At 62.0% G+C, this 13,003-nt stretch carries 11 protein-coding genes; 6 read left to right on the forward strand and 5 right to left on the reverse strand.

Features of this window, described 5'->3' with window-relative positions; all coding sequences use genetic code 11:
• Positions 1-104: 104 nt before the first annotated feature.
• The gene (locus tag NAC44_RS10355; protein ID WP_250940440.1) at positions 105-2,516 is read right to left on the reverse strand and encodes a YbcC family protein; all 2,412 of its coding nucleotides are present in this window, start codon (positions 2,514-2,516) and stop codon (positions 105-107) included.
• An 11-nt stretch (positions 2,517-2,527) separates the two neighbouring features.
• A complete protein-coding gene (locus tag NAC44_RS10360; protein WP_250940442.1) occupies positions 2,528-4,018 on the reverse strand; it encodes a proton-conducting transporter transmembrane domain-containing protein in 1,491 nt (496 codons plus the stop codon).
• Between the two features lie 146 nt (positions 4,019-4,164).
• Between NAC44_RS10360 and NAC44_RS10365 the strand changes: the two genes are divergently transcribed.
• The gene (locus tag NAC44_RS10365; RefSeq protein WP_250940444.1) at positions 4,165-5,055 is read left to right on the forward strand and encodes a LysR family transcriptional regulator; all 891 of its coding nucleotides are present in this window, start codon (positions 4,165-4,167) and stop codon (positions 5,053-5,055) included.
• Between the two features lie 3 nt (positions 5,056-5,058).
• Here the strand turns inward: NAC44_RS10365 and NAC44_RS10370 are convergent, their stop codons facing one another.
• Positions 5,059-5,436, reverse strand: coding sequence for a hypothetical protein (locus NAC44_RS10370; RefSeq protein ID WP_250940446.1), 378 nt, complete (start codon positions 5,434-5,436; stop codon positions 5,059-5,061).
• Between NAC44_RS10370 and NAC44_RS10375 the strand changes: the two genes are divergently transcribed.
• Entirely contained in the window at positions 5,392-6,411 is a 1,020-nt protein-coding gene (locus NAC44_RS10375) for an NAD-dependent epimerase/dehydratase family protein (protein ID WP_250940448.1), read from the forward strand. The genes NAC44_RS10370 and NAC44_RS10375 overlap by 45 nt on opposite strands.
• A 6-nt stretch (positions 6,412-6,417) precedes the next feature.
• On the opposite strand, the gene NAC44_RS10380 is transcribed toward NAC44_RS10375, so the two are convergent.
• Positions 6,418-7,443 (reverse strand): GlxA family transcriptional regulator, encoded by a 1,026-nt coding sequence (locus NAC44_RS10380; protein WP_250940450.1) that lies wholly within the window; start codon positions 7,441-7,443, stop codon positions 6,418-6,420.
• A gap of 288 nt (positions 7,444-7,731) precedes the next feature.
• On the opposite strand from NAC44_RS10380, the gene NAC44_RS10385 reads away from it, so the two are divergent.
• Both NAC44_RS10385 and NAC44_RS10390 read left to right on the forward strand, forming a co-directional pair.
• Positions 7,732-8,988 carry an ATP-grasp domain-containing protein gene (locus tag NAC44_RS10385; protein WP_250940452.1) on the forward strand — a complete coding sequence of 419 codons (1,257 nt, stop codon included), beginning with the start codon at positions 7,732-7,734 and terminating at the stop codon, positions 8,986-8,988.
• Positions 8,985-10,235, forward strand: a complete 1,251-nt coding sequence (locus tag NAC44_RS10390; RefSeq protein ID WP_250940454.1) for an MFS transporter — start codon at positions 8,985-8,987, stop codon at positions 10,233-10,235. Before NAC44_RS10385 ends, NAC44_RS10390 begins: the two co-directional genes overlap by 4 nt.
• Here NAC44_RS10390 and NAC44_RS10395 read toward each other — a convergent pair.
• A complete protein-coding gene (locus NAC44_RS10395) occupies positions 10,198-10,911 on the reverse strand; it encodes a GntR family transcriptional regulator (protein WP_250940565.1) in 714 nt (237 codons plus the stop codon). The two genes, NAC44_RS10390 and NAC44_RS10395, sit on opposite strands and share 38 nt — an antisense overlap.
• Positions 10,912-11,040: 129 nt before the next feature.
• Between NAC44_RS10395 and NAC44_RS10400 the strand changes: the two genes are divergently transcribed.
• The gene (locus NAC44_RS10400; protein WP_250940456.1) at positions 11,041-12,093 is read left to right on the forward strand and encodes an amidohydrolase family protein; all 1,053 of its coding nucleotides are present in this window, start codon (positions 11,041-11,043) and stop codon (positions 12,091-12,093) included.
• Entirely contained in the window at positions 12,086-12,979 is an 894-nt protein-coding gene (locus NAC44_RS10405) for a VOC family protein (protein ID WP_250940458.1), read from the forward strand. Before NAC44_RS10400 ends, NAC44_RS10405 begins: the two co-directional genes overlap by 8 nt.
• The last annotated feature ends 24 nt before the right edge of the window (positions 12,980-13,003 follow it).

Raw genomic sequence — 13,003 nt, forward strand, 5'->3', positions numbered from 1 at the left:
TTCTCCCTTGTTTGATCAGGTGCTGACAATGGCTCCGAACAGCGAAGGACTCTGAAGGTTCCCGCATCAAAGCGCGCGGGAACCCCTCTCTCCGGACTGGTTTCTCAGAAACCTGCCGCCTCCGGCAGGCTCTCTTCGGCCTCGCTCCACCGCCCGTTTCCGGCATAGCAGAGGGTGGCCTTGCGGACGGGATCGAGAACGGCAAGCCGCATCCAGCCCTGATCGAAAAGCTGGCAAAGACCGGCATGGCGCGTCAGGATGTCGCCGACGGCCTCGACGGGGGCAGCCAGCACCACCAGCAGCCGGAGCGGATCGTGCCGCAGTTTTTTCCCGTCATGCACCGATTGAAAGGGCAGGCCCGCCCGCATCATGCCGCCATTGCCTTCCAGCACGCCGATACCGCCGACGACATTGTGCAGGAGCTTGTTGCCCGCGCCATAAAGGGCGGGGGCAACGGAGGAGCCATAATATTGCAGGTTGATCCAGCTCGCGACGACGACCGGCGCGGTCATGATCTGCTCCAGGACGGCAAAGCCCTTGTCCTTTTCCCAGCAGTAATCGTGGAGAAACACCTTGCCGTCGAGGCTGGCATTGCGGGTCAGGCTCCGTTCTGCGGCGATAAAGGCGGTGCAGCCGGCAAGGCCCCATTCCGGCCGCAACTCGGCAAAGTCGCGGCTCCGGGTGCTGGGCGACATCTGCGAGGGAACGGGCGCATGGCTCTGCCGCTCGGCCCGGGCCAGTTTTCCGGCGAGCGCCAGATTGTCGGCCAGCCGGGCGATGTCACCGCCATGCGATGCGGCATCCACATCCTCGGCATAAAGCGTGACCTCATCCGTCACCGTATCGTGCAGACCGGCCAGGAACAGCGTATCCGCAGGGATGACGATGCCCTTTTCCACAAGGGCTGCACGCACCGCATCCTCATTCAGGAGGGCCGCCAGCAGCCGGGCATTGACATCACCGGCATGGCCGCCGCAGGCACCGCATTGCAAGGCGCTGGCGAAGGGATTGTTGGTGGTGGTGGCGCCATGGCCGACAAACACCACCAGCCGGGCGAAGTTTTCCGTCATCGACAGGCCACGCAGCACCCGTTCGGCCTGGGCGCACTTGTCCGCCAACGGGGCGGTGCCGAGGAGATGCGGGGCTTTGCCGTGGTTTTTGCCGTTCTTCTTGCCGGAAAGCCTGAGGCTTGCCGCCGCCAGACCGGCGGCATAGACCGGACCCAGCGCTTCGACAAAGGCAAAGGACGACACGGCTGCCTGTCGGAACCGGCCAAATGCGCCGGAGAGGGTTTTCTTCTGCGCGTCATCGGCATCGGCAGGCGTACAGGCAAATTGCCCGGCAGGCAACAGCACCGGCATCCGGTGTTCCCGCAGGCTGGAGCCGCCCGGCTGATGGGCAATGCCCATGCCGAAAAATCCGGCAAAGCCTGAGGTCACGAGGCCAGCATCGGTGGTTTCCAGCGCCCGCCGGAAGACTTCCGAGCGCACATCGATGCAGAAGACGGCTTGTACCGTGGGCCGCGTTGCCGCCGGCTGCTCTTCAGGTTGCGGCGCAAGCCGGGCCAGCAGCTGCCGGGCATGGGCGCGCTCTGCCGCCGCCTGCAGGGCGGCATCGATAAGCCCTTCCCGGTCGGGTGTAAGCGGCTGCCGGCAGGCGGCTAGGCTGGCGCGAAAGCCCATGGCAATGGCATCGTGATACTGCGCATGAAGCGCGGTTTCAAAGCAAAGCCGGATCGCCAGCAGTTCGATCACCGTGTCATCGCCTGCGCCATCCCGTTCGGCGGCAAATTGCAGCTGGCGCGCATATTGGCCGTAACCGCCAAGATCGAGCAGCAGGCTGTGGAAATACCGCTCCGTCTCTGTGGTCCGTTCTTTGCTCCGCGTGGTGAGACCAAGCTGGTTTGCTGCGACAAAAATCGCCTCCCGGGCTGTGGCGGGCAGGTGGGAAACATGGGCGCGAAACTGCTTCAGCCCTGCGATCTCCAGCGTGCGGTCGGCGCTGGCAAAGGCTTTCCAGGCCGCATAGACGCCGCCTGCTTTTGCCTGCGGCCAGAGCGCCTGGCCCTGATCGAACCAGACGCCGAGAAAGGCGCCGATCCGCTCCTTGATCAGCCTCGGCCAGTCGATGCCGCTTGCCCCGGCGGCAAGGTCTGTCATATCGGCGAGCGCAATGGTTTCATCCCTGGCTTGCTGTGTGGCGAAGACAAGCGCCTGCGGGGTCAGGGCGTGTCCGGCTCCGGCATCGCTGATGCCTGCGGCAAGGTCTGCATGGGTGATGTCGCCGCAGGCGATCTGGCTCGCATACCAGTCACGCGGCGGATAAAGACTGATCCCTTTCAGCCTTGCCATCAGGGTGGCGGTTTCGGCCAGTGTCTGGTCCGCCTGACCGACAAAGGGGTTGACGGCCACGGTTGCGGAGAGCGCAAAGGCAGGTGGCAGGGCGCGGGCCGCCCGATCGGCGGTCTGCCAGACGCTGTCGGCATCGCTACAGTGAAATTGCGGCATATGGTTCATGGGAACAATCCTTATTTTTGCAGCGACAGATGGCCGATCAGCCGATCAGTGAGGATATTGGCATAAAGTCCGTTCATCAGATGCACCCGCGCCCTGATGGCGAGGGGATGATAAAACCAGCGGTCAAGCGTCATTTGCGCCAGCGCCGTCAGGGCAAAACCGGCGACGATCAGCGCCAGAAGCACGCTTTGGACCCCGGTGAGAAGAACCGGTGCGGGAAGCGAACCTGCCATCAGCCGGTAGGCGAGATCCTGAAAGAGGAAATAGGCCAGCGCCACCGGCACTGCGATGAAAACCGCCAGCATCGGGCGGCGGCCTGCCGCAGCCATCAGACCGGCCAGACCAAAGAGCAGCACCGAGGCGAGCGCCAGTTCCTGCAGCGGCCGTTCAAGCGCGCCAAATGCCATGGCGGCAAGAACCAGAAGCGTCAGCGCGGCAAGCATCGTCAGGCCAAGATGGGCAAGTGGCACCGGCTTTGGCTGCCCCATGGCGCGGGCAGCCTTGACCTTCTCCACCGCGCTGCCGCTCGTCAGGAAGGCATGGGCCTTGTAGAGCGAGTGGGCGAGAATATGCAGCAGGGCGATGGGGAACAGTCCCAGACCGCATTGCAGGATCATGAAGCCCATCTGCGCCACCGTTGACCATGCGAGCGCGGTTTTCACCGCACTGTGCGTCAGCATGGCGAGACCGGCGATGAGGCAGGTCAGACCGCCCACGGCCATCAGCAGGGTCATGGCCAGCGGCGACAGCGTGACGATATCGGCAAAGCGGATCAGCAGAAACCCACCGGCATTGACCACACCTGCATGCAGGAGGGCAGAGACCGGGGTTGGCGTTTCCATCACCTCGGTCAGCCAGCCATGCAGGGGAAACTGCGCCGATTTGAGCATGGCGGTGAGCGAAAGAAGCAGGGCGGCGGCTTTCACCCCTTCCGGGGTCACGCCCTGGCGTGCGGCCTCGGCCATGGTTTGAATGTCAAACGTGCCATAGGCGCGCCAGAGCAGAAAACCGGCCGCAATCAGTGCCAGATCGGCAAGCCGCGAGACGATGAATTTCTTGCGCGCCGCGCGCTCTGCTGCGGCCCGCTCAGGGTAAAACACCAGCAATTGATGCAGGCAGAGGCTGGAGGCGATGAAGCTTGCAATGAAGGTGATGAGTGAACCGGCCAGCGTCAGGGAGCAGACGGCGGCCAGCGTGGCGCTCATCCAGCCGAGAAAGGCCGCCTGCCGCTTTTCCCCGGCAAGCGCCGTGACACTGTAGCGCAACACGATCCAGCCGATGAAGGAGACCAGCGTCAGCATTGCGGCGCCGACACCGTCATAGTGAAAGCCAAGGCGGGAGGAGAGACCGGGACCCGGCGCAATCAGCAGCAGCAAGGCGCCAAGGGCGCCAGCAAAGGCGAGAAGAGCAAGGCGGGACACGACTTCGCCACGAACAAAGCGGGAGGCGAGCGCGCCAAGCACGAAAAGGGCAGGGACGGTCACGGGCGCAAGATCTAACATGGCATCTCTCTGAAACTTGAGTGTCCGGGCTTTAAGCGAAGGCTGATGAGGTATCCGTCATCGCCTTGCTGCGCTGATGCTTAGCAAGGATGAAAACCCAAATAAAATTCATTGTTTTTGAGAAAACGTTCTATAAAATAGAATGAATGAGCGAGATGAATTATCACCACCTGCGCTATTTTCGTGCCGTTGCCCATGACGGCAATCTGACGCGCACGGCCGAGAGGCTCAATCTGTCGCAATCGGCTTTATCGATTCAAATCAAGCAGCTGGAGGAGCGGCTCGGCCATGCGCTGTTTGAGCGGCGCGGGCGGCAATTGCTGTTGACGGAGGCGGGGCGCATTGCGCTTGACCATGCCGACCGGATTTTCGCCACCGGCGAGGAACTGCTGGAAACCCTGCGCCACACAGGCACGGCACGGCGCGCCATCCGCATCGGCGCGCTGGCAACGCTGTCACGCAATTTCCAGCTTGAATTTCTGCGCCCGGTCATCGGGCGTCAGGATGTGGAAATCATCCTCAGTTCCGGCAGCATGAGCGAGCTTCTCGATGGTCTGCAAAGCCTCAATCTCGATATTGTTCTGATGACCCAGACGCCACTGGCCGAAGCCGGAACGCCCTTCGTCTCGCATCTCATCTCGGCCCAGGCGGTGAGCCTTGTCGGGCGACCCGGACCGGCGGAAAGCGAAACGGGGCTGGCCGAGCGGCTGTCACGCTATCCGCTGATCCTGCCCGTTGGCGAAAGCAGCGTGCGGCAGAAATTCGAATCGCTGGCCGAGCGGCTGGATATCGTGCCGCAGATTGCCGCCGAGGTGGAGGATATGGCGATGATGCGTCTTCTGGCACGTGAAGGCGTGGGGCTGGCGGTGCTGCCGCCGATTGTGGTCAAGGGTGAACTGGAACAGGGCCTTTTGATCGAGCTGGACAATCTGCCGGGGGTGGAGGAAACTTTCTATGCCGTCACCATCCGCCGCCGCTTTCCCAATCCGCTGGCGCGGCTCCTGCTCAGCCATCTGGGCGAGGCCGAGCAGGCGTGATGGCTAGAGCATCGTGCGCCATATGTGGCGCACGGCGCTGTAGGCGCCATTTGCCGCACCGGCCTTGAACGGAATTGCCAGCCAGAGGCTGGAAACCGATGCCCAAGGTGCGTTACAAGGCCTCTTCAAGTCGGTCTTGGCCATCGGCATGAGTGTCGCCCCTTGCTGATGACCGCCATCTTTTATCTTATACCGCGCCGGAGGCAGGCTTTCGCTTTCCCGGCGTTCCTTTTGCTTTGGCGTGCCTTGCTGCAACTGGCAGCGCTGGCGCTCTTTCCCATCACGGGACGACGGAATGTTTCCGCCGCTGCCGTGCAGTCGTAACGAGAAGAGATCATGCGTTATTTCATCACCGGAACCTCCGGCTTTATCGGTTTTCATCTTGCCCGCCGCCTGCTCGAAGCTGGCCACACCGTCGCCGGTTATGACGGCATGACCGCCTATTACAATCTGAAGCTCAAGGAGGCCCGTCAGGCGGGGCTTGCCCAGTTTCAAGGCTTTACCGGCGTCACCGCCATGCTGGAAGAGCGCGCGGCGCTGGAAAAGGCGATTGCGGCGGCACAGCCGGATGTCATCATCCATCTCGCCGCCCAGGCGGGGGTGCGCTACAGTCTGGAAAATCCGAAAGCCTATGTCGATTCCAACCTGATCGGCTCGTGGAATATCATCGACATTGCCCGCACCATCGGTGTCGGCCATCTGATGCTGGCCTCGACCTCCTCGATCTACGGGGCTAATCCGTCCGTGCCCTTCCGGGAGATGGACCGCGCCGACGAGCCGATGACCCTTTATGCCGCCAGCAAGAAGGGCATGGAGATGATGGCGCACAGCTATGCCCATCTCTACAAGGTGCCGACCACCGCCTTCCGCTTTTTCACCGTCTACGGCCCCTGGGGCCGCCCGGACATGGCGCTGTTCAAATTCATGAAGGCCATGCTGGCGGATGAGCCGATCGAGATCTATGGCGAAGGCAAGATGAGCCGGGATTTCACCTATATCGACGATCTGATCGACAGCGTCATTGCGCTTTCAGCCATTGCGCCCTCGGAGGAAAACCGGGTGCGGACCCCGCAGGGTATCGACACACTGTCGCATAATGCGCCCTTCCGGGTGGTCAATGTCGGCGGCGGGCAGCCGGTGGCGCTGATGGATTTCATCGAGACGCTGGAGCAGGCCATGGGCAAGCCCGCCAAGCGCAAGATGCTGCCGATGCAACAGGGCGACGTGCCGCGCACCTTTGCTGCTCCCGACCTGCTTGTGGCGCTGACCGGCTCCAAGCCGGAAACCGGCGTGGACAAGGGGGTCAAGGCCACTGTTGACTGGTATCTGCAGCATTATCAGGAAATGGGTCTCTGAGGGGCCTCATCTTCGCGTCGCATCCGCGCCAAAATTGCGGCGATAGAGCGAGGGCGTAACACCGAAATGGCGGATGAAGCTTCGGCGCATCCGCTCTTCCTCCTGAAAGCCGCAAAGATCGGCAATCCGCTTGATGCTCAGTTCCGGCTGGTCGATCAGCAGGCGCTGGGCTGTTTCCATGCGCAGCGCCTCCACCGCCTTGCGCGGTGTGGTGCCGGTCTGGCCGGCATAATAGCGGGTAAAATTGCGCGGCGACATGAAAAGCCGTTCAGCCAGCACCGCAACGGGCAGCGGCCGATGCAGATTGTCGATGATAAAGGCATGAAGATCGGCAAGCCTGCCATCGGGCATGGCGCTCTGGCTGGCGAGGATCTTGCTGTATTGCGACTGACCGCCACTGCGTTTGAGATAGACGACAAGGCCGCGGGCGAGATCGGCCGCCAGCGAAGGCCCGAATGCGCCTTCGACAAGGGCAAGGGCCAGATCGATCCCCGCCGTTACCCCCGCCGATGACCAGATGCGGCCATCGCGGATGAAAATCGCATCCGGGTGAACGGAGGCCTCGGGAAAATCGGCCTGTAGCTGCCTGCAATAGGCCCAGTGGGTCACCGTCTTTCTCCCCGCCAGAAGACCGGCATGGCCCAGCAGAAAGGCGCCGATGCAGACCGAGGCGATCGCTGTCTCCTCCGGCTGGGCTTTGAGAAAGGCAGCGATCGAGGCCTGTGTCGCCGCATCCCAGACACCGGGGCCGCCGGGCACGATCACCAGATGCGCCGTGCCGGGCGCAAGCGCCTGCCAGCTGACCGCTTCAAGCGGCACGCCTGCATCGCTCATCACGGTTCCGGCCGTTTCTGCCGTCAGCAGCAGCCGGTAGGGTTCGGGCCTGCCCTGTTTGCGGTGGAGCGCATTGGCGTCGGCGAAAACCTGCATCGGCCCGGCCAGATCGAGCAGCGTCACGCCATCATAGGCCAGAAAGACAAGGGTTTGCGGCAAGGCGGTTTTTGCCGCCGGATTGGCCGGAAATGCGGGCATCGCCAATGCTCTCTTTCAGATAGTGTTCTTCTCCATAAAGCGTCTGCGGGACAGGTGGCAACCGCTTTCCCGAAAGACGAGAGAGACGACACGACAGCGCCGTGCGCCATATATGGCGCACGGCGCTGTAACACTTTTAATCTGCTGCATCATTTTCACCTTAAATCTCACCCGATTTAAGGAATTATGCACTATTGCAAGGCTTCTCCATGACCTTTCATTCCCCCGCCAGCCGTCCCAACCCGGATCAGCGCAAAAACAGCNTATGCACTATTGCAAGGCTTCTCCATGACCTTTCATTCCCCCGCCAGCCGTCCCAACCCGGATCAGCGCAAAAACAGCCACGTGATCGGCATCGTCGATCCCGTCTCTGGCGGTGCCTATCTTGCAGAACGCCTGCTCGCACGCGGCATCGGCTGTGTGGCGATCACGACGGCACCGGGACGCCATGCCGGGCTTGCTTATCTCGATGTGCTGGACCTGACATCGACCACCTTCGAGGCAGAGCTGGAACACTATCGTTTCGCCGCCATCCTGCCCGGCGCCGAAAGCGGGGTGCTGCTGGCGGAATTGCTGAGCACCCGTTTTGGTCTTCCCGGCAATGATCCGCTCAGCAGCCATTTACGGCGCAACAAGGTTGCCATGGCCGAGGCAGTCGATAAGGTCGGGATTGCCATTTGCCGTCAGGCGCGCGTCACCTCGCTTGAAACCTGTGTCGCCTGGGCGCGCTCCAGCGGATTTCCTGTCGTGGTCAAACCGGAGGCAAGTTCCGGCAGCGATCTCGTCCGCCGATGCATGACGGAGGCGCAATTGCGTCGTCATGCCAGCCTCATTCTCGGCGGCCCCGATAAATATGGCCGCACCACCGAAAGCCTTCTCCTGCAGGAATGGATGCGCGGCGATGAATATACCGTCGATGGCGTTGTCACGGATGGCGCCTTGCGCGTCTTTGCCGTCGGGCGCTATCGCAAGATCACCCGTGACGGGGCGATGATCTATGACCGGATCGATTTTTTCGCCCCCGACGATCGGCAGATCGATCCGCGCATCCTCGCTTATGCCACAGCCGTCGCCCAGGCGGTCGAGGTGCGGGTCGGGCCGGTGCATGCCGAGATCATGCTGACGCCGGAAGGGCCGCGGCTGGTGGAGATTGCCGCCCGCGCCCATGGCGGCATCGGCACGGCGGTCATCGACCGGCATGTCAGCCCCTCCTTTATCGATGCGATCCTGGCTGCCGCAGAGGGCGGTCAGGCGGACGCCGTTCCTGTCACGCAACGCAGAGCGGCAGCGATTGCCTTTCTGATCAACGATGCGGAGGGCGCGCTGGTGTCGATGCCGGGCGAGCAGATGATCCGCGCCCTGCCGTCCTTCGTCAGCCTGACATGGCTGGCAAAGCCGGGAGAGCGCCTTGCCCGTACGATGGATCTTGCCACATGTCCCGGCCTCGTCGAGCTTGCCCATGACGATCAAGGGCAGATCGATGCGGATATCGGCAGGCTTCGCGGCCTTGAGCGCGATAATCGTCTGCTGGAGATGGCCCGATGAGCGCCAGACCGTTTTCCCTGATGATATTCGTCGCCCTGTTGGCCCTGACCATGGTGGGCGAGGGCATGATCACCGTGACGCTGCTGTGGACCAGCGCCAGTCTTGGCCATTCGCCGATGTTTATCGGCCTTGTGCTGTTTGTCATGAACATCGTGCCGTTTCTGGCGCAGCTTGTGTTTCGTCCCCTGCGGGCGGCCATTGCCGATCAGCCGCTGAGGATGATCATTCTACCGCGCATGGCGGGGGTGGCCGTGGTGCTCTTTGCCGCTCAGGCTTTTTCCGCAGCCCATTTGGGCTTGCTGGTGGCGGTGGCCTGCTGCCTGACCTTTATCACCTTCATCAGCCAGCAATGTCTCGAGACGCTGATGGGGCAATGGACGGTTGCCGGTCTTGTCGATGCGCAGACATCGGCGCGGCTGTCGCAGACAGCGCTGCAAAGCGGGGTCTTTGTCGGCAATGCGCTGGCAGGGCTGATGATTGACCATTTCGGCACGGCCATGGTGTTTGTCGGAATAGGCGCAAGCTTTGCCTGCAGCCTGCTTCTGCCGCTTGCAGCGCCGAATGTCATCGGTGACAGGCCCTTCCGGGGGCAGGCCGCCGCATCCCGGCAGGACGAAAAGGGTGCCGCGGGCCGCAAGGATGCGGTGCTCTGGGGGCTGTTGCTGGCCATGGGGGTGCTGGCAGTGCAGCTGAGCGGTTTCAATGTCTTTGTGCCGCTGATCTTTCAGCACCGGTCGGCAGAGGCTGCCGCCCTTTATGGCATTGTCAGCGCCGCTGCCGGTTCAGGCGCGCTGTTGGCAACGCTGATCCCCGCACGGGCAGGCCAGCGTTATAGCTATGCCGCCTGCTGTGCCGTGGTTGTCGGCGATGCAATGGTGACGCGGGCAGGGCCGGTTGCGCTGACGCTTGGCTATGCCTTTGCCATCGGCTTCGGTTTCAACACCGCCCGTATCCGCATCCGTCAGGCCATGTTCGAGCGACTGGACAGCAAAGCCCAATCGGCCCTGTGGGGTGGGCGGGTGACACTGACCTTTCGCGCCATGACAGCGGGCGCGCCGCTTCTCTTCGCGCTGATGATGCGTGATACAGCCGTGATCGACCGGGGCTTTCTGTTTGCCGCCATCGGTCTGCTGACCATGGGCCTTTTCGTCCCGCTGGTCCTGTTTCTGGCGCGCCGCAGCGCCTGTGATGCCCCGTCCGTCCCGTCGATCAGGCCGGTTGCTGCTCGGCCAGGTCCGCCTGAATGATCTCGGCCGTGCGCCGGTAATGGGCTTGCAGCAGCTCGACAGCCTCCTGGCTCTTATGTTCGAGAGCGGCCTTGAAGATCAGCGCATGTTCATCGCCCACCTTGCGCACGCGAAAGGCCTTGCGGATCGACAGCGCCCGGTAGCGATAGAGACGCTCGGCCAATTGCCTGCAAAAGCCGATCAGCGGCTTTGAGGCGCAATTGCCGATCAGCGTTTCATGGAAATGGCGGTGATGCACTTCCCATAGCGGATTGTCCTCGAATCTTTCGGCGGACAGCGAGCGCGGCGTGCGATCCAGCCGGTGATGGGCAATCAGCAGCGCCTCTTCCCATTCTGCCGTGGCATTGGCAATGGATTCGGCCAGCGCCAGCCCCTCGACCCAGCAGCGCGTCTTGTTAAGTTCGCTCAGCTCCTCCAGCGAGATCGGCTTGACATAAAATCCGCGCTGTTCCTTGCCGATCACCAGTTCTTCGCTGGCCAGCCGGTTCAGCGCCTCGCGCAGCGGGGTCTGACCGGCATCATAATGTTCCGTCAGAAAGCGCAGTTGCAGCTTTCGTCCCGGCTCCAGCCGGGCCGACAGAATATCGGCCTTCAGCCGTTCATAAAGGCTGGTGGCGCGGGTGAGCGGGGCGTCAAGGCTTTTGTCGATGCCCTTGCCGGCAAGGTCGAGTTCCATGGTCATATCCGAAGCTTTCCTCCAGATTTTATATACACATGTTCCCAAACAAATAAAATTTATAAATTTTCACTTTACCTCTGGAATTTTGCAGATTACCACTAGGCCCACAGCAAGAGGAGCAAGAGCATGACAGGGAGGAAGACCGGTCTGTTCAGGCGGGCTTGTGCCTGCTGCGGCATCGATGTGCATTGCCATGTGGTGCCGTCCCATTTTCCGGAGCCCCCTGGCGGGCGTGACATCAAGGGCTGGCCGTCAATGACGCCGGTGACCGATTGCCATGCCACGGTGGTCATCGACACAAAACCCTATCGCACCATCAACGACGCCTGCTGGGCAGCGGAACGGCGGATTGCTGCGATGGATGCTGCCGGTATCCAGATTCAGGCATTATCGCCCATGCCGGAGCTTTTCGGTTACTGGATCGAGGCCGAGGCCGCCGATGGCCTTGTGCGTCACGTTAATGATGTGATTGCCGCCATGGTGGAAGAAGGCAAGGGCCGTTTCGTCGGTCTTGCCGGTCTGCCTTTGCAGGATATCGATCTCTCCTTGAAAGAGCTGAACCGCATTATGAGCGAGCTTGGCTTTGCCGGGATCGAGATCGGCAGCAATATCAATGGCGTGCCAATCGGCGATCCGAAATTTCACCCGCTGTTTGCCGAGGCCGAGCGGCTGGGCGCGGCGGTCTTCGTCCATGCCGTGCGCCCTGCGGGCATGGATCGGCTGGTGGGGCCTGCGCCCCTGCAGCAGGTGCTGGCCTATCCGACCGATGTCGGGCTGGCGGCGGCTTCCGTTATTACCGGCAATCTTCTGACAAAATTTCCGAAGCTGCGCATTGCCTTCAGCCATGGCGGCGGCACGTTTGCCTCGCTTCTGCCGCGGCTGGAGCAGGGCTATGCCACCTTCCCGGCGCTGAAAGAGGCGCTGGTCGAGCCGCCCTCGGTGCAGGCGCGGCGGCTTTATGCCGATACGCTGGTGTTCGACACCGAGACCCTGCGGCGTGTGACGGAGGTTTTCGGGCCGGAGCGCATTCTGATCGGCACGGATTATCCCTTCAATTTCCGCGAGGCCGATCCTTTGGCGCGGATCGTCGAAGCCTTTGACGCACCTGATCTGCGCGAGCGGCTGAGCTTTGCCAATGCGCTTGAATTTTTGAATATCGAGGAGGATGCCAATGACTGACTTTCCCGTCATTGCCCTGCGCAGCGTTGAAATTTCCACGCCGGATCTGGCCGGCTCGGTGGATTTTTACACCCGCGTCTGGGGGTTGGAGGTTGCCGCCGAGGTTGGAGACAAGGTGTTTCTGGCTGCAACCGGCGATGATTTCCACGTGCTGGAACTGAAGGCGGGCAATAAGCCGGAGCTGCGCAAGACGACATTCCGGGTCCGCGCCCGCGCCGATCTGGACAGCCTGCTATTGAAATGCCGTGAAGCGGGCTGCACGGTGATGCGCGAGATCGGCCCGGCGGATGCGCCCTCGGGCGGCGAGCGTTTCGTCGTGCGCGAACCGCAGGGCGCTGTGCTGGAATTTGTCCATGGCGACCGCCGCAAGGAAGCGAAGATCGTTGCCAATCAGGTGCTGCGGCTTGCCCATGTCAATATCAACAGTGCCGAAATCGAGGCGCTGTCGTCCTTCTATCAGACGGTTCTCGGTTTCAAGCTGACCGACCGCTCGAAGATGATGGCCTTCCTGCGCTGCAATGACGACCACCATGCCGTGGTGCTGGCCGAAGCGCCGGTCAATGGTCTCAACCATATCGCCTTTCTGATGCCGGATCTGGAATCGGTGATGCGCGGCGCAGGCCGCGTCGTCGATCACGGCACGTCGATCGGCTGGGGCGTGGGCCGTCATGGCCCGGGCGACAATGTCTTTGCCTATTTCGTCGATCCGACCGGCGTGGTCATCGAATACACCGCCGAGGTCTTGCAGGTGGATGACGATTACCGGGTCAAGGGGCCGGATGAATGGGTCTGGCCACCCGGCCGCACCGACCACTGGGGCATTGCGCCGCCGAAGACTGAGGCCTGCAAGAAGGCCCAGCTGTCCGTCGGCTTTGCCGGTAACTGATCGCTTTTGCATAAGAGGTTTTCC

The sequence above is a fragment of the Allorhizobium sonneratiae genome (genome assembly GCF_023700755.1).
GTDB lineage: Bacteria > Pseudomonadota > Alphaproteobacteria > Rhizobiales > Rhizobiaceae > Allorhizobium > Allorhizobium sonneratiae.

What these genes read in the sequence shown, in the direction of transcription:
- NAC44_RS10355 (WP_250940440.1), bottom strand. Translation starts at nt 2,516, where the DNA reads ATGAACCATATGCCGCAATTTCACTGTAGCGATGCCGACAGCGTCTGG.
- NAC44_RS10360 (WP_250940442.1), bottom strand. Translation starts at nt 4,018, where the DNA reads ATGTTAGATCTTGCGCCCGTGACCGTCCCTGCCCTTTTCGTGCTTGGC.
- NAC44_RS10365 (WP_250940444.1), top strand. Translation starts at nt 4,165, where the DNA reads ATGAGCGAGATGAATTATCACCACCTGCGCTATTTTCGTGCCGTTGCC.
- NAC44_RS10375 (WP_250940448.1), top strand. Translation starts at nt 5,392, where the DNA reads ATGCGTTATTTCATCACCGGAACCTCCGGCTTTATCGGTTTTCATCTT.
- NAC44_RS10370 (WP_250940446.1), bottom strand. Translation starts at nt 5,436, where the DNA reads ATGAAAACCGATAAAGCCGGAGGTTCCGGTGATGAAATAACGCATGAT.
- NAC44_RS10380 (WP_250940450.1), bottom strand. Translation starts at nt 7,443, where the DNA reads ATGCCCGCATTTCCGGCCAATCCGGCGGCAAAAACCGCCTTGCCGCAA.
- NAC44_RS10385 (WP_250940452.1), top strand. Translation starts at nt 7,732, where the DNA reads ATGACCTTTCATTCCCCCGCCAGCCGTCCCAACCCGGATCAGCGCAAA.
- NAC44_RS10390 (WP_250940454.1), top strand. Translation starts at nt 8,985, where the DNA reads ATGAGCGCCAGACCGTTTTCCCTGATGATATTCGTCGCCCTGTTGGCC.
- NAC44_RS10395 (WP_250940565.1), bottom strand. Translation starts at nt 10,911, where the DNA reads ATGGAACTCGACCTTGCCGGCAAGGGCATCGACAAAAGCCTTGACGCC.
- NAC44_RS10400 (WP_250940456.1), top strand. Translation starts at nt 11,041, where the DNA reads ATGACAGGGAGGAAGACCGGTCTGTTCAGGCGGGCTTGTGCCTGCTGC.
- NAC44_RS10405 (WP_250940458.1), top strand. Translation starts at nt 12,086, where the DNA reads ATGACTGACTTTCCCGTCATTGCCCTGCGCAGCGTTGAAATTTCCACG.